The sequence below is a fragment of the Rhizobium indigoferae genome, from assembly GCF_034554815.1.
Lineage (GTDB): Bacteria > Pseudomonadota > Alphaproteobacteria > Rhizobiales > Rhizobiaceae > Rhizobium > Rhizobium leguminosarum.
Window position 1 is genome coordinate 532,726 of record NZ_CP140637.1, and the last position, 16,249, is coordinate 548,974.

General features: G+C 60.5%; 16 protein-coding genes. 4 read left to right on the forward strand and 12 right to left on the reverse strand.

All coding sequences use genetic code 11. From position 1 onward, the window contains the following. Window positions 1-10: 10 nt before the first annotated feature. The 11 genes from U5G49_RS29015 to U5G49_RS29065 form a co-directional block, all read right to left on the reverse strand. Complete coding sequence (locus tag U5G49_RS29015) at window positions 11-1,006, reverse strand: aldo/keto reductase (protein ID WP_130729617.1); 996 nt, start codon at window positions 1,004-1,006, stop codon at window positions 11-13. Beyond that, window positions 1,003-2,007 (reverse strand): sugar-binding transcriptional regulator, encoded by a 1,005-nt coding sequence (locus U5G49_RS29020; RefSeq protein WP_017991367.1) that lies wholly within the window; start codon window positions 2,005-2,007, stop codon window positions 1,003-1,005. The genes U5G49_RS29015 and U5G49_RS29020 overlap by 4 nt, the downstream gene beginning before the upstream one ends. Before the next feature lies 1 nt (window position 2,008). Then, window positions 2,009-3,001, reverse strand: coding sequence for an ABC transporter permease (locus U5G49_RS29025; protein ID WP_193442813.1), 993 nt, complete (start codon window positions 2,999-3,001; stop codon window positions 2,009-2,011). 28 nt (window positions 3,002-3,029) lie between these two features. Further along, window positions 3,030-4,568 (reverse strand): sugar ABC transporter ATP-binding protein, encoded by a 1,539-nt coding sequence (locus U5G49_RS29030; RefSeq protein WP_130729691.1) that lies wholly within the window; start codon window positions 4,566-4,568, stop codon window positions 3,030-3,032. A gap of 69 nt (window positions 4,569-4,637) precedes the next feature. Further along, window positions 4,638-5,666 (reverse strand): substrate-binding domain-containing protein, encoded by a 1,029-nt coding sequence (locus U5G49_RS29035; RefSeq protein ID WP_026230460.1) that lies wholly within the window; start codon window positions 5,664-5,666, stop codon window positions 4,638-4,640. Between the two features lie 417 nt (window positions 5,667-6,083). Then, window positions 6,084-6,380: a YciI family protein gene (locus tag U5G49_RS29040; protein ID WP_130729616.1), complete on the reverse strand. Its 297-nt coding sequence runs from the start codon at window positions 6,378-6,380 to the stop codon at window positions 6,084-6,086. Then, the gene (locus tag U5G49_RS29045) at window positions 6,377-7,225 is read right to left on the reverse strand and encodes an intradiol ring-cleavage dioxygenase (protein ID WP_130729615.1); all 849 of its coding nucleotides are present in this window, start codon (window positions 7,223-7,225) and stop codon (window positions 6,377-6,379) included. Before U5G49_RS29045 ends, U5G49_RS29040 begins: the two co-directional genes overlap by 4 nt. Window positions 7,226-7,244: 19 nt before the next feature. Beyond that, the gene (locus U5G49_RS29050) at window positions 7,245-8,303 is read right to left on the reverse strand and encodes a maleylacetate reductase (protein WP_130729614.1); all 1,059 of its coding nucleotides are present in this window, start codon (window positions 8,301-8,303) and stop codon (window positions 7,245-7,247) included. A 1-nt stretch (window position 8,304) separates the two neighbouring features. Further along, complete coding sequence (gene tsdA / locus U5G49_RS29055; RefSeq protein WP_193442811.1) at window positions 8,305-9,285, reverse strand: gamma-resorcylate decarboxylase; 981 nt, start codon at window positions 9,283-9,285, stop codon at window positions 8,305-8,307. A gap of 47 nt (window positions 9,286-9,332) precedes the next feature. After that, window positions 9,333-10,565, reverse strand: coding sequence for a flavin-dependent monooxygenase (locus U5G49_RS29060; RefSeq protein ID WP_130729612.1), 1,233 nt, complete (start codon window positions 10,563-10,565; stop codon window positions 9,333-9,335). A gap of 10 nt (window positions 10,566-10,575) precedes the next feature. Further along, window positions 10,576-11,115 carry a flavin reductase family protein gene (locus U5G49_RS29065; protein ID WP_130729611.1) on the reverse strand — a complete coding sequence of 180 codons (540 nt, stop codon included), beginning with the start codon at window positions 11,113-11,115 and terminating at the stop codon, window positions 10,576-10,578. 201 nt (window positions 11,116-11,316) lie between these two features. Here U5G49_RS29065 and U5G49_RS29070 point away from each other — a divergent pair, with 201 nt between their 5' ends. From U5G49_RS29070 to U5G49_RS29085, 4 genes are all read left to right on the forward strand, one after another. Further along, on the forward strand, window positions 11,317-11,769 hold the full coding sequence (locus U5G49_RS29070) for a MarR family winged helix-turn-helix transcriptional regulator (protein WP_018245861.1): 453 nt from the start codon (window positions 11,317-11,319) through the stop codon (window positions 11,767-11,769). Between the two features lie 182 nt (window positions 11,770-11,951). Then, a complete protein-coding gene (locus U5G49_RS29075; RefSeq protein ID WP_193442809.1) occupies window positions 11,952-13,253 on the forward strand; it encodes an MFS transporter in 1,302 nt (433 codons plus the stop codon). A gap of 183 nt (window positions 13,254-13,436) precedes the next feature. Continuing rightward, entirely contained in the window at window positions 13,437-14,354 is a 918-nt protein-coding gene (locus U5G49_RS29080; RefSeq protein WP_112907125.1) for a DMT family transporter, read from the forward strand. A 98-nt stretch (window positions 14,355-14,452) separates the two neighbouring features. Next, window positions 14,453-14,902, forward strand: coding sequence for a pyridoxamine 5'-phosphate oxidase family protein (locus tag U5G49_RS29085; protein ID WP_130729608.1), 450 nt, complete (start codon window positions 14,453-14,455; stop codon window positions 14,900-14,902). A gap of 21 nt (window positions 14,903-14,923) precedes the next feature. Here U5G49_RS29085 and U5G49_RS29090 read toward each other — a convergent pair whose 3' ends face one another. After that, window positions 14,924-16,168 carry a DUF763 domain-containing protein gene (locus U5G49_RS29090; protein ID WP_130729607.1) on the reverse strand — a complete coding sequence of 415 codons (1,245 nt, stop codon included), beginning with the start codon at window positions 16,166-16,168 and terminating at the stop codon, window positions 14,924-14,926. Window positions 16,169-16,249 lie beyond the last annotated feature (81 nt).

Consider the following 16,249-nt stretch of genomic DNA (forward strand, 5'->3'; position numbering starts at 1 on the left):
TGGCGATCCGCTACCTGTCCATGTCAGTCAGTTTCGCCGCTATGGCCGAATCGATGGCCGCAAGATCGGCCGCATCCAGCCGGATGGTCCCGGCCCGCGCATTGTCGAGCGCTTGTGCCGGATTGCGCGCCCCGCAAAGTGCAAAAGTGATGCCCGGCTGCGCCAGCGTCCACGCAATCACGATCTGGGCGATGCTCGCGCCGTGTTTTTCTGCGACCGGCCGGATGGCGTTGGCCAGCGCCGTCGCCTTCTGGCGGTTGTCGACTGAAAAGCGCGGATTGTCCTTGCGCTGGTCATCGCCGGAAAACACACGGTCGGGACCGATGGTGCCGGACAGCAACCCCAACGCCAGCGACGAGTAGCTCAGCGTCGCAATGCTGTTGGCCTTGGTCAGCGGCAGAAGCTCCGCCTCGATCTCCCGGTCGATCATGCTGAACCGCTCCTGGATCGCATCGAGACCACCAGCGGCAATATAGGCATTGAGGTCGTCGGGGCTGACATTGCTTGCGCCGATCGCCCGGATCTTGCCCGATATGCGCAGGTCTTCCAGCGCCCGCATCGTTTCCTCGATCGGCGTCGTCGGGTCCTGCCAATGGGTGATGTAGAGGTCGATATAGTCGGTTCCGAGCCGCCTCAGGCTTTCCTCGACCTCGTGCAGGATCGCGTCGCGGCCGAGATAACGGTGGACCGGTTTGCCGTCTTGATCGAAGAAATGTCGACCCTTCTGCGTATGCCAGACAAGGCCGCATTTGGTGGCGATGACAGCCTTGTCGCGGCGCCCGTTCAGTGCCTTGCCGACGATCTCCTCGGAACGTCCAAGCCCATAGGCTGGAGCCGTGTCGATCAGCGTGACGCCGGCATCGAGCGATGCCTGGATCGCGGCGATGGATTCGGCCTCATCGGTCCCGCCCCACATCCAGCCGCCGATCGCCCAGGTGCCCAGTCCCACCGCCGAGGCGGAAACGCCGGATTTGCCGATCTCACGTGTCAATTGCTGCCCGCTCATGCCCATTTTCCTTCGCCATTCGCCAGTGCCAGCACCCGCGCACCCGTCGCCTCATCGGTCACCAGCGTATCGAGATGATTGCCCCTGAGAACGCTGAGGATCGGGCCTGCCTTGTTCGGCCCGCTCGCCACACCAATTTTGGTGGGGATCGAGGCGAATTCCGGCAGCGTCAGCGACACCAGCGAACGGTTGAGGCTGTAGTCGCAGACCTGGCCATGATCATCGAGCAGATGCGCCAGCAATTCGCAGGAGGCGCCGGACCGCTCGATCGCGGCGCGGTCGGTGCTTGAGGACGGATGCAGGTCGTAATAGCTCGAATCGTCCGACAGGATCGAGCCAATGCCGACCACCGCCACCTTCGCCTCGCGCGCCCGTTTGAAAACGTCGGCGACGGAACGCATGTTGATCAGCATCGCCCGCTGCTCGGCATCATCGGCAAAGAGAGGCGCATGGATCTGGTAGGAACGTCCCCCAAGCCGGTCGGCCATCAAGGTCGAGACATGATTGACGTCGGTATAGTGTTTACCCTGCACGCAGCCGGTTGCTGGAATGACCTCGACATTGAACCGACGCGGCGGCTGCAGACCGGCAACGACGGCGCTCACCCCTTTGCCGCCGGTGATGCAGATCGTATCGCCGTCGATGATCTCTTCCAGCAGCAACCGCGCTGCCGCTTCACCGACGGCCTGGAGCGCCGTCTGCGGATTGTCCGACACGGTCGGCACCACCACGGCGCGGCCGATGCCGCCAAGCGCTCGTAGCCGTTCTTCCATATCGACCAGCGGCTCGACCGGCGACTTGATCTTGATCTCGACCAGGCCGAGCTGGCGGCCGCGCTTGATCAAGCGGTTGACGGTGGCGTGCGAGATGCCGAGCTGATCGGCAATCTGCGCCTGTGTCAGCCCCTCGAGGAAATGCAGAACCAGAGCCTGGTGCATCTGCCGGGCGATGACAATTTCCTCGCGCGGCGCATTTGCGGGTTTGAGTTTGGCTATCGGCATATCAGGCAGCCTTCCGCTTGTGCAGGAAATGGTCGATCGAGACGGCGGCAAGCAGAATGCAGCCTTTGATCATGTCTTGCCAATAGACGGACACGTCGAGCAAGATCAACGAGCTTGTTACGACCGACAGCAGGGCAATGCCGAGAATTGCCCCCAAGATCGTGCCGGAGCCGCCATTCAGCGATGCACCGCCGATCACCGCGGCTGCGATGATGTTGAGCTCCATGCCGACCCCAAAGGTCGGGGTCGCGGCACCGAAGCGGGACATGTAGATCACCCCGGCAACGCCGGACAGCGTGGCGCAGAGCACCGTCACCCAGAACTTCACCTGGTTGGTCTTGATCCCGGAATAGAGCGCCGCCTTCTCGTTGCTGCCGGTGTAGAACACCTTGCGGAAGGCGGTTGCCCGGCGCAGCAAGAAATCGAACAGCACGACGACCGCGACAAAAATCAGGATCACATAGGGAACGCCGTAGAATGTGCCCTGCCCGACCGCCTTGAACGAAGGTGGCAAGGTGAACAGCGACAGCGGCGTGCCCTTGGTGATGATCAGGCAGATGCCACGCACAATGACCATCGCCGCAAGCGAGGTGATGAAGTGGTTGAGACCGACGACCGTGACGAAGAAGCCCATGACACAGCCGATCATGCCGCTGGCGATGATCCCGATCAGGGAAGCGCTCCACGGATCGAGCCCCATCAGGAACAGCGAGCCCGACAGCACCATCGAGAAGCAGACGACCGAGCCGACCGACAGGTCGATGCCGCCGACGATCAACAGGATGGTCATGCCGACGACGACGATCCCTTCCACCGAGAACGACATCAGCATCGCCCGGAAGTTGCCGAGCGTCAGAAAATGCGGCGAGGCAAAGCTCATGACGATGCAGAGCGCCAGGATGATCGCGATCAATCCCGCCTCGCGCATCGTTCCCAGCCGTTTCCAGCCGGGCGTGCGTGCCTGATGTGCCGTTGCCAATGTAGCGTCCGCCATGACCCTGTCTCCTGCCCCTGCTTTTTCCCTACGCGGCATGCTCTGATGCCTTTGAATTGTTGTGACCGCCGATACCCGAGGCGAGCCGCATGATCGCTTCTTCCGTCATAGTCTCGCCCTCGACCTCGCCTGCAACGGTGCCTTCGTGGATGACCAGCACCCGGTCGCATAGACCGAGAAGTTCCGGCAGTTCCGACGAGATGACGACGATGCCGATGCCGGAGCCCGCGAGATCACGCAGCAGCCGGTGGATTTCCGACTTGGCGCCGACATCGATGCCGCGGGTCGGCTCGTCCATCAGGATGACCTTGGGATCGACCGCCAGCTGCTTGGCAATCGCCACCTTCTGCTGGTTTCCGCCGGACAGCGACGAGACCGGCATGTCGATGCCACCCATCCGCACGCCGAGCCGCCGGGCCAGGTTGTGGGCACGATCCGCCTCGGCCTTGGAATTCAACAGTCCCAGTGGTCCGGTCAGCGATTTCAAATCGAGAACGGCAATGTTCTGGGCAATGGAAAGATCGAGAAAAATGCCGGAGCCTTTCCGGTCTTCCGACAGGTAGACGACGCCCGCCTGCGCTGCCTGCGCATAGGACCGCGCCCGCAGCCGCTGTCCATGCAATTGCACCTTACCGTCGGTTACCGGCCGCAATCCGCAAATGCCTTCGGCTATCTCGGTGCGCCCCGAGCCGATCAGCCCGCCGACGCCGAGTATTTCACCCTTGCGCAGGTCGAAGCTCACATCGGTGAAGCGGCTGCCGTCGCCGAGATCGCGGACGCTCAAGATGATCTCATCGGTCCGCTCCGCCGGCGCCTGCTTTTCCGGATAGAGCTGGGTGATCTCGCGCCCGACCATGCGGCGCACCACATCATCCGGCGTCAAATCCGCCACCTTCTCCGTCGAGACATAACGGCCATCGCGAAAGACGGTGACCCGGTCGCACAGGCTGAAGATTTCGGCCATGCGGTGGCTGATATAGATGATCGAAATACCCTGCGCCTTGAGGTCGCGGATGATTTCGAACAGGATCTGGGTCTCCGATTCCGTCAAAGCCGCCGTCGGTTCGTCGAAGATCAGCACGCGACAATCGAGCGTCAGTGCCTTGGCGATCTCGACAAGCTGCTGGCTGGAAATCGACAAATCGCCGACTTTGCGGCGCACGTCGATTGGTGCCAGACGATTCATCACGACCTGCGCATCCCGCTCCAGCCGGCCATAATTCATGAAAGGCGAGCGGCGGCGGTTGGTCGCTGCCATGAACATGTTCTCGGCCACCGTCGCATCGGGGCAGAGCGCGATTTCCTGATGCACGAGGCCAAGCCCGAGCGATTGCGCCACGGCCGGCGACGTCACCTTTACCGGCGCGCCATCGACGAGAACGTCGCCCTCGGTCGGCTGCAGCACGCCGGCAATGATGTTCATCAGCGTCGACTTGCCCGCGCCGTTTTCGCCGCAAAGCGCATGAACCTCGCCCTTCTCCAGGCTGAAGCTCACATCCGTCAACGCCTTCACCGCCCCGAAGTGCTTGCTGACATTGCGGATTTCCAGAACCGGCACCGACGCCATCATCGTCTCCTCCTCACGCTCGCGGTGGCTGTCCGGAGTTTCCTGCCCCCGGACAGCCGGCACAAAGGCTTACTCCTCGATGCCTTTGGTGCCCCGCCGCTTCAGATACTTGTCCCAGTAGAAATCGTCGGCATTATCAGCCGTGACGATCGACAGGCCGTTGTCGACGAACGGAATGCTCATCGGGTTGAAGCCGGCGCGCTTGGCGTCGTTCATTGGGTCGATGAGTTCCGGATGCTTGGCAAGCCACAAAAGCATGAAGCCCATGTAACCCTGCATGCCCTGGTTCGGATTGATCGAACCGAACACTTCGCCCGCCTTGATCATGTCGAGGATGTTGGCATTGACGTCGGCGCACATCACGAGGATCTTGCCGCCGCTTTCCTTGTTGGCCTGCGAAGCGCCGATGGCCGAATTCGCTTCCGGCATGAAGACGGCCCCAATATTCGGATGGGCCTGCACCAAGCTCATCAGGCCCTGATAGGCCTTGTTCGGGTCCTGGTTGGACGCAGCGCGGCCGACCAGCTTCATATCAGGATATTTTTCCTCCATACGGGCGATGAAGGCGGCGATACGCTTGTCGTGGTTGTCCTGGCCCGGATTTTCGAGAACGGCATATTCACCCTTGCCACCCATCTTTTCGGCAATCGCGTCGGCCGCATAGGTGCCTTCGCGGGTATTGTCCGACGTGACGAACGAGATGCGCTTGGAAAGCGGTGCATCGGCTGCGAAGGTGACGACCGCCGTGCCCTGGTCGATCGCCCGGTTGATCGGCTCGATGAACGGATCGGAGTTCATCGGATGAACGAGGATACCGGCCGGGTTCTGGGCCAGCGCCTGGTCGAAGGTGGCGATCTGCTTGTTGACGTCATATTCCGGCGTGCCGGTATAGGCGGTCTCGCAGCCGAGCTGCTGACCGGCCTGCTTGAACATTTCATAGACCGGGAACCAATATTCGACGCCCGACACCATGACATTCATGACGTATTTTTCACCCGGCTTGCAGCGGAACGGATTTTCCGTGTCCGCGCTGGCCACGCCGGCGAGAAGCGTCGATGCAAGGACCGCCAATGCGGTCGTGCTTAGAAAATTGCGCAAGTTTCCTCCTCGAGGCCGAAGCCCCTCCCAAATATCCGGCGGCGCCTCAGCGGCTGCCGATGATCCATTGAAGACCGGAGTTCCTCCTCGAAATCCGGTATGGGCAGATAATCGCAACGGCAGAGCGCTGTCAATATAATTCATACTGTGAAATATATTTCAGGTATCAACGTTCTGAATGGCGATTGATGCCGCCTTCCGGCGCTCGAAGACACCGAGAAGCGGCATTGATGTCGCTGCATTTGATTTGCCTGAAGACGGTCGCTCGAAGGCCGAAGCGGACCTTCCTCGCACGCGCGCAGCCGTTTTGGCAAGAATCTGAAGGGTAAAGACTAAGACCGCCGGAGCCTTTGATGGACGATTGTCTCGGCCCCGCAAGTTCTGCATTTCATCGCCTTCGGCAGGTCGAAACGCTGGTCAGAGACTCTCTAGAAGAACCCCAAAAGTAGGCCGCCATTCGTATATATCGACGCTGCCGTAAACACCGGAGCGGACGAAGGGATCTCCTGCGCTGAACGCCTCGAACTCCGCGAGCGTTTCGACTTCCGCGATCACCAAGGCGGTAGAACCCTTGCCCTCCGCCGACGGTGTAGAGGGTCCGGAAAGCAGGATGCGGATCGCCGCGCCCCGCAGATAGGCCTTGTGTTCGTCGATCAATCGGGAACGTTCGGCAGCCTTGCCGGGGTCGGATACGGCATAGCGGGCAACGATCATTCTCCACTCTCCACTGGCGTCAGCACGAAATCGAAATCGGAACGCCAGACCGTCGCACGATCGACACGCTCGAAAGGCGCAACCAGGCTGTTTTTCACCCCAAACACCGTATCGGATCCCAGATAGGGATCGTCGCCGACAAAGGTGTGGGTTACGAGCTTCTGATAACCTGAAGCCGTGATCAGGTAATGGGTATGGGCAGGACGGTAGGGATGGCGGCCGAGGGAGGTCAGCATCTGGCCGACCGGGCCGTCATCCGGAATCGGATAGGAAACCGGCTTTATGCCGACGAAACTATAGGTGCCATCTGCGCCGGTGACGAAGATGCCCCGGTTGTTCCACTTCGGCTGGATGTCCGGCTGCTGGACATCGTAGAAGCCATCGGAATTATCCGACCATACATCGATCTGGGCTCCCTCGATCGGATTGCCGTTAAGATCCAGCACTCGCCCGATGAAGAGACAGCTCTCGCCCTTGCCGTCGAGAGAGATGTTTTCACCCATCTGCCGTATGGGCGCGCCTTCGACATGGAACGGCCCGAACACGGTATTTTCCGTGGCGCCCGGCGGACGCCGGTTGTTGATTGCATCCACCAGCATCGACAAACCCAGCGTATCGCTGAGCAGGATGAACTCCTGTCGCTCGTCATGACAGAGATGGCCGGTTCGGGTCAGGAAGCCGATGGCCAGTTGCCATTCCTCCTGGGTCAGGCTGATATCCTTGGCAAAGGCATGCAGGTGCCTGACAAGCGACGCCATGATTTCGGCCAGACGCGGATTAATGTCCCGCCCCATCCGCGAGTTGACGGCTTCCGCGGATCTCTCTTCGCTGAAATATTCAGGCACGTGGCCATCCTCCAAAGCGTTAACGCGGCCGCGCGCCCTCCCAGGCGCTCTGCAACAAAACCCGGATCGCTTCCCGTTCGATCGGGCGCGGGTTCCAGTAGGGGTTCTGGGCGGCGAGTTCCGCCGCACGGTCCAGATCGGCTTCCTCCATACCCAGATCGCGCAGCGCCAAGGGGGCGCCGATCGAAGCGGCGAAATCATAGAGACCGCCGCCCAGCGAGCCGCCAAAAAGATCGGCGGCCGGTTTTAACGCATCCGCTGCGGCCGCCGCGTTGTAGGAGGCAGTATGGGGAAGAATGACCGCGTGGGTTTCCGCATGCGGCAGATCGAAGCTACCGCCCAGCGTATGGCAAAGCTTGTGATGCAGGGCCATGCCAACTGCTCCGAGCACCGTGCCGCACAGCCAGGAACCGTAAAGCGCTTCGCTTCGCGGCTCGATGTCCCCAGAGGTATTGACGATTTGAGGTAAAGCTTGCTTCAGCGCGCGCAGGCCCTCGACCGCCATCATCGACGAAATGGGATTGCGATCCTGCGCATAGAGACCTTCGACCGCATGCGCCATTGCATTGAGCCCGCTGCTGACGCTGATGTTGACCGGCAATCCCAATGTCAATTCGGGGTCGTAGATCACCACTTCGGGCAGGATGCCGGGCCCGCGGACCGTCGTCTTCTGCCCGTTTTCTGTCTGGCCGAGGATCGGTGTAACCTCCGATCCCGCATAGGTCGTCGCCACCACGATTTGTGGCGCGTCGTTGCGATAGGCGATCGCCTTGCCGAGACCAATCGTAGATCCACCGCCGATTGCGACCACGCAATCGGCGCCGGCTGCGTTGTATGCCGCGATCGCGCGCTCGGTCACATCGACCGGCGTATGCATCGTCGCATCGTGGAACAGTCCCGCCGCAAGCGGACCGAGGGTAGCCGCGATGCGTTCCGCCTCCGCTTTCTGGTGCGGGGTCGAAAGGATCAGGGCGCGCTTGCCGCCCTGCCCTGCAATCGCCTCGGCGAGACGGCTCAACGAGCCGCTCCCGAAGAAGACCTGGGCCGTGCTGGCCGCGTATCTGAAAGGTGCAACCATGCTATCGATCGAGTTTGAAGAGTGAAATCGCATTGCTGCGACCGATCTTCAGACGGTCGGCCTCGGAGATGGTCGTGCTGTCGAACCAGTTTGCAGCATGGTCGACGTTCTCGAATGGCCAGTCCGTCGAGAACAGAATTCGGTCCGCGCCGATTTCCAGCATAGCATCGATAAGCGATTGCGTGCGGAAGTTCCCCGACGTCGTGATGTAGAAATTCTCGTTGAAATAATCGGCAATCGGGCGTTTGGCCGGATAATTCTTTTCCACCTTGACCCACGCATTCCGGTTGTCGATGCGCCACATCATATATGGCAGTCCCTCGCCCATGTGACCAACGATGATCCGCAAAGCCGGATGTTCGTCAAACAGGCCGGATCCCATCAAGCGTAGCGCATGAACAGCGGTCTCCTGCGCGAACGCCCATGTCGGACCCATCAGCCAGGAATGGCCGGCATAGATCCGGCTATCCTGCGGCAGCGGGTTGCGCGGATGCAGATAGAAGGGAACGTTGAGTTTTTCGACTTCGGCCCAGAACGGACGATATTGCGGCAGGTCGTAGTAGAGCGGCGTGGTTCCGTCGCCTTCCTGCGAGAAGCCATTGACCAGTGCGCCGACGAAACCCATCGTTGTCACGCAGCGCTGCAATTCCTGCGCGGCCGCATCTGGATCCTGCAGGGGCAAAGCTGCAAATCCCAGGAAACGGTTCGGGTTCTTGACGCATTGCTCCGCCAGAAAGTCGTTGGCGCGCCGGGAAATCTCCAGAGCGTTTGCCTTATCCGGGATCGCCTGCACGGCCGGAGCGTTCAGCGACAGGATCATTTTCTCGATGCCGTGGGCATCCATCAGCCGCAAACGCTTGTCCTGGATATCCAGAAGACGGGCGGACAGTTCCGTCCAGTAGTCGTCCGGCACGAATCCAGCCGAATCCTGTAGCGTCTCGGGAATGGCGAAATGTTCTTCAAGCGCGATCTTGCCTTGCACGATATGCTCTCTTTCCTGTCTTAAACCGAAATAATGGGGATGGCGGATCAGAATTGTCCCTTGGGCGGTAGACCGAGCAGCTGCTGGCCGACCATGGTGCCCACGGCATCCCAGTTCATGGAAATATGGCGCCCGACGGCATTTGCATCACGCCATGCCCGCTGGACGGGATTGGACATCTGGAGGCCGAGGCCGCCTGTCGATGCATTGAGTGCTTCCACGGCCCGAAGGGCCAGGCTGACCGCAAAGGACTGGCTACGACGGGCGAGAATCCGATCGTCTTCGGTGATCTCGCCGGCGCCATCCTCGCGGGCCTGGGCCAGTTGCTGCGCCCGGGCAATATCGCGCAGAATGATTTCGCGGGCGGCATCCACGGATGCGGAGGCTTCCGCCACACGAAGCTGGATCGTCGGAAATTCCGCGATCTTGTTGTTGCCACCGGCCACTGCACCACGTGTCACACGGGCCCCCATGTGGCCGATATAGCTCTCCAATGCGCCCTTCGCCGCACCGACGGCTGCGCTGCCGAGGCAGAACGGAACCCCCATGAGCAGCGGAATGTTGAAAAGGCCGATACCCTTGTAGCCACGTCCGCCCGGCGTTCTGCCGGAGGTCGCATCCGGAAAGCTCAGCATGCGGTATTCCGGAACGAAGACATCCTTGAGGATCAGGCTTTTTGAGCCGGTGCCCGCGAGGCCGACAACATCCCAGGTCTCAGAAATGGCATAATCGCTGGCGGGAACCAGAAGGAACGCCGGCACAGGACGCTCCCCCTCGCCGTTTGGCGGAATGATCGCCGCACAGAGCGCCCACTGGGCATTTTCGCATCCGCTTGCAAAGGCCCAATCGCCGGTTAACCGGAAGCCACCGTCGACGCGTTCCGCCATGCGGACCGGCGCATAGGAACCGCAGAGCAGCGCATCCGGATTGCTGCCCCACACTTCCTGCTGAACCCTTTCATCGAACATGGCGAGGAGCCATTGATGCGCCGAAAGGAGGCCAGCAACCCAGCCGGTGGAGGCACAGGCCGACGACAGTTGGATATTTGCATCGACAAGCTCGGCAAACGAACCTTCGTCGCCACCGAAACGGGCAGGCTTGACGATATCGAAATAGCCGGCGGAGCGCAGCAGATCGATATTGCGTGCCGGCACGCGGCCGGATTTTTCCGTGTCGCGCGCGCCGGCACTGATCTCGTCCAACACCGGGGCGATACGATCTGCAAGACATGCGTTCTCAACCCGCGCCGAGGCGGGAAACAGGGCAGCTGTATTGTTCATGGAACTACCTTCAGTTCTGGGATGCAGGAAGCGCGTGCTGTGGCGCGCAATATTTCGAGTTCTCGTACATCAGCGCGGTCGTGTCGTCGGAATGGCGTGTATCCACCACCTGCCCGATGAAAATCGTGTGCGTTCCATAGGGAACCGCGCCCATACGGCGGCAGACAACCGAGGCATGAGCGGAGCCCAGCACCATCATGCCGCGCTCATGGCGAACCCAATCGGCAGCATCGAAGCGACGCTCAGGCGCAATCTTGCCGCTGAACCCTTCCGATACGGCTGCCTGCCTGTCGGTCAGAACGCTGACTGCGAATTCCGGCACCTCGAGCAGCATGTCGTGCAGGTAGGTGCGATTGTTCAGGCAGATAATGAGAGATGGCGGATCCATCGAAAGTGATGTGACGGCAGTAGCCGTCATTCCATGATCGGCACCGTTGCGACAGGCGGAAATGACCGTCACCGTTGCCGGGAAACGGCGCATGGTCGATCGAAACGCATCGCTGATCGGTGCGGGGGCCGGCGCTATGTCGAGGGCAGCAGTGGCAGACATGATTTCCTCCCGTGTCTCCTTGGTGTCCAAATTATTGCATTTGCAACTATTGTCAATGCAAATTTAGAAATTAGACGGGAAAATGCTTGATCTACCCAGCCGTTCTCGGCAGCAGAAGGCCAATCGTGTTGTCATCCCGGTAATTTAGGTGCATGTCGGAGGGAGCCCTCAGCAAGCCGAATCCCGCCAGCAGACAGAGACATGTACAAACTTACCGATTCCGTTCCCTATCTTCTCAATCGCGCCGGCGTGCGGATAGCCGAGGTATTCGCGCAGAGAATCGCCGAAGACAATCTCAGCGTGGCGATGTACCGGGTCCTGGCCATGCTCAAGGAACGCCGGGAGAGCACCCTGGGGGATCTCGCGGACGTCGTCTCTGTCGAGATTTCGACGCTTTCGCGCCTCGTCGGTACATTGGCCAAGCGCAAGCTGGTGTCGCGAACACGTCCGGAAGATAACGGCCGTATCGTCATCGTAAGGCTGACCCCGCAGGGCGAGGCGATGACGGAAAGGCTTATGCCGCTTGCCGTGGAACTTGAACGCACCGCGGTGCAGGACATGTCGGACGAAGAGGTCGCAGCCCTGAAGAAGGCGCTGCGCCGCATGCACAGCAACCTACCGGCAATATCCGGAAAGGGAAAAGTTGCGAGCTGAAAAGTTTGCAGTTGCAAATATTTTATTCGCAAGTATTTAATAGCGTGTCATCGTTGTCTTGACATCGCCCTCTCACGGGCGAGTCTGGCGCTGGGAGGAACCACGCCGGCAACGATCCAGGAGGATTTGTACATGGATCGACGCGGACCTGCCGCTGGCAGGAGCGTACTTCCTGTACTCAAATGTATGGGGAGGGAAAATTGGCCATACAAGATCTCGCTATTATCAAGGAACACGTTCGCAGCCCGAATATCATCATCGCCCTTTGCGGTCTGCTGATCCTGTTCGACGGCTATGACCTGATCGTTTACGGCGCAGTCGCGCCGGCATTGCTCGCCGAAGCGAGCTGGGGCCTGACGCCCGGCCTGGTCGGACGCGCTGCCTCCATCACCCTGTTCGGCATGCTGCTGGGCGCTCTCGTCGCCGGAACACTTGCTGACAGGATAGGTCGCCGCAAGGTCATCATAGGCAGCCTGCTGAGCTTCTCCGTTATGATGATCGGCAGCGGTCTTGCGCCGAGCTTTCTCATTTTCGAGGGAACACGCTTTCTCGCCGGTCTGGGCCTTGGGGCTCTTTTTCCCACGGTAACTGCTTTGATCATCGAGTTTTCTCCGCCGAAGCGGAAGGCAATAGCCTACTCGATTGCTCTTCTCGGTTATCTGGCTGGCGGCATCATCTCGGGTATCCTCGGAATGCTGCTGGTGCAGAAATACGGATGGCGTCCACTGATGATCATCGGCGGCGCACCGATCCTGCTTCTGCCCTTCTTCATCCGCCTCATCCCCGAATCCCCTGAGTGGCTGGCAACGAAGAACCGCCAGACCGAAGCCAATCAGATTGCAAACCAGTACGGGCTGCCCGATCCCGTAGCCAGGCCTGTTGCGTCACGCCAGGTCGGCATCCGGTCGCTGTTTTCCGAAGGTCGCCTGCTGCCGACATTGAACGCATGGGGCATCCACTTCTGTTCGCTTCTGCTCACATTCGGCATGGTCAACTGGCTTCCGACCATCATGAACAAGATGGGCTATGACCTCGGTTCCGCCCTGCTCTTCTCCGTAACGCTCAATCTCGGAGCCGCAGTCGGCCTCCTGATTGGCGCAAGGATTGCCGACCGCGGAAACGTCAAGATAGTCGTTGCAGGTATGTTTCTTCTCGGAGCCTGCTCGATCTGGTTGCTGACGCAGGTGGATCAGGGCCTCCAGGTCTATGGTCTCGTAGCACTTGCAGGTACGGGAACGATCGGCACGCAGATCCTCGCCAACGTTCTCGTTGGAAACCTCTATCCGGTCGAAATCCGTGGAACCGGCCTTGGCTTCTCGCTCGGCATCGGCCGTATCGGAGGCATGATAGGACCGGCCATCGGCGGTGCGGTTCTGGGTGCAGGCCTGGCTCCGCAGTGGAACTTCTACATCTTCGCATCGGTAGCAGCCTTGGGATGCATGCTCGCACTCATGACGTTGCTGTATCGAAAAACGGCTGATTGACGGCCAGATTGTCGGCAGGCCTGCATCCAGAACCTGCCGACAAGTGGGCACAAGTGCCTAAAGAGACATCTCGCTGCCCAATTCGAGTGCAATCGCTTCAAACTGACCATTGACATCGGCAGTGTTAAGGCAGAAGCCGCAGTCGGCCGCGCATGCGCGGCCGTTTTTGCGAGGATGCCACAGATGAAGACCCAGACGGGTGTCGCCGACGCCGGAAACCTGATCATAACAGGCGTCGTGCTGATGCTGCTCGGCGATCTGCTCTTTGCACTGAACGATGCAATGGGCAAATGGCTGGTCGCGAGCTTTGCCGTCGGCCAGGTGCTGGTGATCCGCTCGGTCGGCGCTTTCATCGTGCTCGGACCAATGATCCTCCGGCAAGGGCCGATGGCCTTGTTCCGCGTCGAGCAGAAAGGCCTCCAGTTCATACGTGTTTTGATGGCGACTTGCGATGTCGCGCTGTTTTATGCTGCCGTCGCCTATCTGCCGCTCGCAGATGTGATGACCTTCTATATGGCGGGACCGATCTATATCGCGGCGCTCTCGCATTTCTTTCTCGGAGAAAAGATCGGTTGGCGCCGTTGGCTGGCTGTTCTGATCGGCTTTGCAGGCGTCGTCATCGCGCTGCGTCCATCCACGGCGATGCTGTCGCTTCCATCGCTCTTCGGTCTTGTAGGCAGCTTTGCCTTTGCGCTGTCTCTGGTGATGAGCCGCTATCTGCGCTCGACCAGCGATACCACTCTGGTGACATGGCAGACGATTGCGGCCCTCGCGATCGGTATCGTCTTGAGCATTGGCCACTGGCAGCCGGCAACGCTCGTCGATTGGTCCGGCATGCTGCTGCTCGGGATCGTCGCCTCCTGCGCGCATCTGCTCATCACGCGCTCGCTGAAGCTCGCACCGGCATCGCTGCTCGCGCCGCTTCAATATACGCTGCTGCTCTGGGCAATCGTCCTCGGCTACCTCTTCTTCAACGATGTTCCCGATATGCAGATCATCATCGGTGCCGCGATCATCGTCGTTGCAGGGCTGTTCATCTTCCACCGGAAGAATCTGAAAGAGACGGTTCCGACTGAGGCCGTCCCGCCCGACGGCCATTGAAGCTATTGCGCTGCGTATCTGTAGCTTCCGTGGACTTTCCACGGAACAATCTGGACGCTTGCACGCTACTCCCGAGCATTCAAACATGGGAGATTTCAATGGCATCCATGACCCTCGAAGACCTCTCCTCGCAACTGAAGAAGATCGATTTCTGCATGCTGTCGACGAACGCCGGGTCGGGCCGCATCTCGGCCCGACCGATGAGCAACAACGGCGACGTCGAATATGATGGGGATTCCTGGTTCTTTTCCTATGAAGACAGCAGAAAAATCACGGAGATCGAAGGCGTCGACACCGTCTCGCTGACGTTCACGGCGCCTCCCAGCCTCCTCGGCAAGCCGGGGATTTTCATTGCTGTCGAGGGCGTCGCTTCGCTGGTACGGGATAAGGCGGCACTCGAAAAACATTGGATCCCCGATCTCGAGCGGTGGTTTCCTGACGGAGTGGACACTCCCGGGATCGTTCTCATCAAGGTTTCAGCGTCCTCCATCCGGTACTGGGATGGTGAGGAAAACGGCGAAGTCGTCCTGCCTGGCTCAGCAAGTTAAGGTAATGGCATAAAGGCTGCCCTACTCCGCTGGCGGCTCCTCCCAGCCAAAGACGCTCCGGCCGCCGAAATCGGCGGATTGGCGAAATTCGCCGGCGATGATTTCCTTGAGGTCGGGACCCGTCACATAGCGTTCCAGCTGCCTGGATTGGTCGTCCAGGCGCTTGAGCGCCTGCAACTCCTCCTCGCGTCCCAGCCTGCCCTTCTGCACCGCCGATTTCATCACGGCGATCGTCTCGTCATAAACTTTGAGCGGGACCGGAAAAGGATGGCGATCCTTGCCGCCATGGGCGATCGAGAAGCGCGCCGGATCGGAAAATCGGCAGGGCGCACCGTGCACGACTTCCGCCACCATTGCCAGAGCGTTCACCGTGCGGGCACCGACGCCGGGGACGAGCAGCAACTCTTGGAAATCCGCTGGCCCGCGGTCTGCCGCGGCGGCCAGATTTCCGTGCAGGCGCCGCATGTTGACGTCACTCTCGCGGACATCGTGATGGGCAGGCATGATCAGGTGCGGCAGCATCGGCTGCTCGGCGGGTTCGGGCGCCGGCGCTTCGACACGCAGCAGTGCGGCGGCTTCACGGATGATTCTGTCGGGACCGAGGGTCGCCAGCAGATCGAGCTGACCGCGCCGCGAGCGTTCGGCGCGCCTGTCGGCAAGATTGACGATCTCGCCCTGGCTCCGTCCCTCAATTGCCGCATGCGGCGAGTCGACGAAGCTCTCCAGCCCTTCGGACAGCCAGTGATACCGCCGGGCCTGACGCTTGTCGCCGTTCATGCCTTGCTGAACAACCACCCAATGGCCGTCATCGGCGACGATGAACCCGTGCAGATAGAGGTCGAACCCGTCCTGAAGGGCGGCGCTGTCGACCTTGGCGATGAGACGGCTCGTGGTCGCGAGCCCCTCCCCGTCGAGGCCGACACGCTCGCCGATCGAGACGAGCTCCTGCGGCGTCTTGCGAGAATGCGCGCCACGACCACCGCAGACATGCAGGCCGAGCTCGCCGGCGCGCGGCTTCAGCCCGCGCTTCAGCGCGCCGAGAACGCTGGTCGTGATGCCGGAAGAATGCCAGTCCATGCCCATGACCGCGCCGAAGGACTGGAACCAGAAGGGATGCGCGAGCCTGCGCAGGAATTCGTCGCGGCCATAGTGATGGACGATCGCCTCAGTGATCAGTGTTCCCAACCGCGTCATCCGGTCGCCCAGCCAATGCGGCACGCGTCCCCCGTGAAGGGGAAGATCGGCGCTGCCTGCTCGTTGTGACATCTCGTTTCCTTGCATTCTGCATCGCAGGCGGCCGTCGTCTGACGCCATCGGGGAACCCAGGCAAATTCCGGGCGTTTGTGC

Coding starts and splice junctions, on each gene's coding strand:
- U5G49_RS29015 (WP_130729617.1), bottom strand. CDS start 1,006: ATGAGCGGGCAGCAATTGACACGTGAGATCGGCAAATCCGGCGTTTCC.
- U5G49_RS29020 (WP_017991367.1), bottom strand. CDS start 2,007: ATGCCGATAGCCAAACTCAAACCCGCAAATGCGCCGCGCGAGGAAATT.
- U5G49_RS29025 (WP_193442813.1), bottom strand. CDS start 3,001: ATGGCGGACGCTACATTGGCAACGGCACATCAGGCACGCACGCCCGGC.
- U5G49_RS29030 (WP_130729691.1), bottom strand. CDS start 4,568: ATGGCGTCGGTGCCGGTTCTGGAAATCCGCAATGTCAGCAAGCACTTC.
- U5G49_RS29040 (WP_130729616.1), bottom strand. CDS start 6,380: ATGATCGTTGCCCGCTATGCCGTATCCGACCCCGGCAAGGCTGCCGAA.
- U5G49_RS29050 (WP_130729614.1), bottom strand. CDS start 8,303: ATGGTTGCACCTTTCAGATACGCGGCCAGCACGGCCCAGGTCTTCTTC.
- U5G49_RS29060 (WP_130729612.1), bottom strand. CDS start 10,565: ATGAACAATACAGCTGCCCTGTTTCCCGCCTCGGCGCGGGTTGAGAAC.
- U5G49_RS29065 (WP_130729611.1), bottom strand. CDS start 11,115: ATGTCTGCCACTGCTGCCCTCGACATAGCGCCGGCCCCCGCACCGATC.
- U5G49_RS29070 (WP_018245861.1), top strand. CDS start 11,317: ATGTACAAACTTACCGATTCCGTTCCCTATCTTCTCAATCGCGCCGGC.
- U5G49_RS29075 (WP_193442809.1), top strand. CDS start 11,952: ATGTATGGGGAGGGAAAATTGGCCATACAAGATCTCGCTATTATCAAG.
- U5G49_RS29080 (WP_112907125.1), top strand. CDS start 13,437: ATGAAGACCCAGACGGGTGTCGCCGACGCCGGAAACCTGATCATAACA.
- U5G49_RS29085 (WP_130729608.1), top strand. CDS start 14,453: ATGGCATCCATGACCCTCGAAGACCTCTCCTCGCAACTGAAGAAGATC.
- U5G49_RS29090 (WP_130729607.1), bottom strand. CDS start 16,168: ATGTCACAACGAGCAGGCAGCGCCGATCTTCCCCTTCACGGGGGACGC.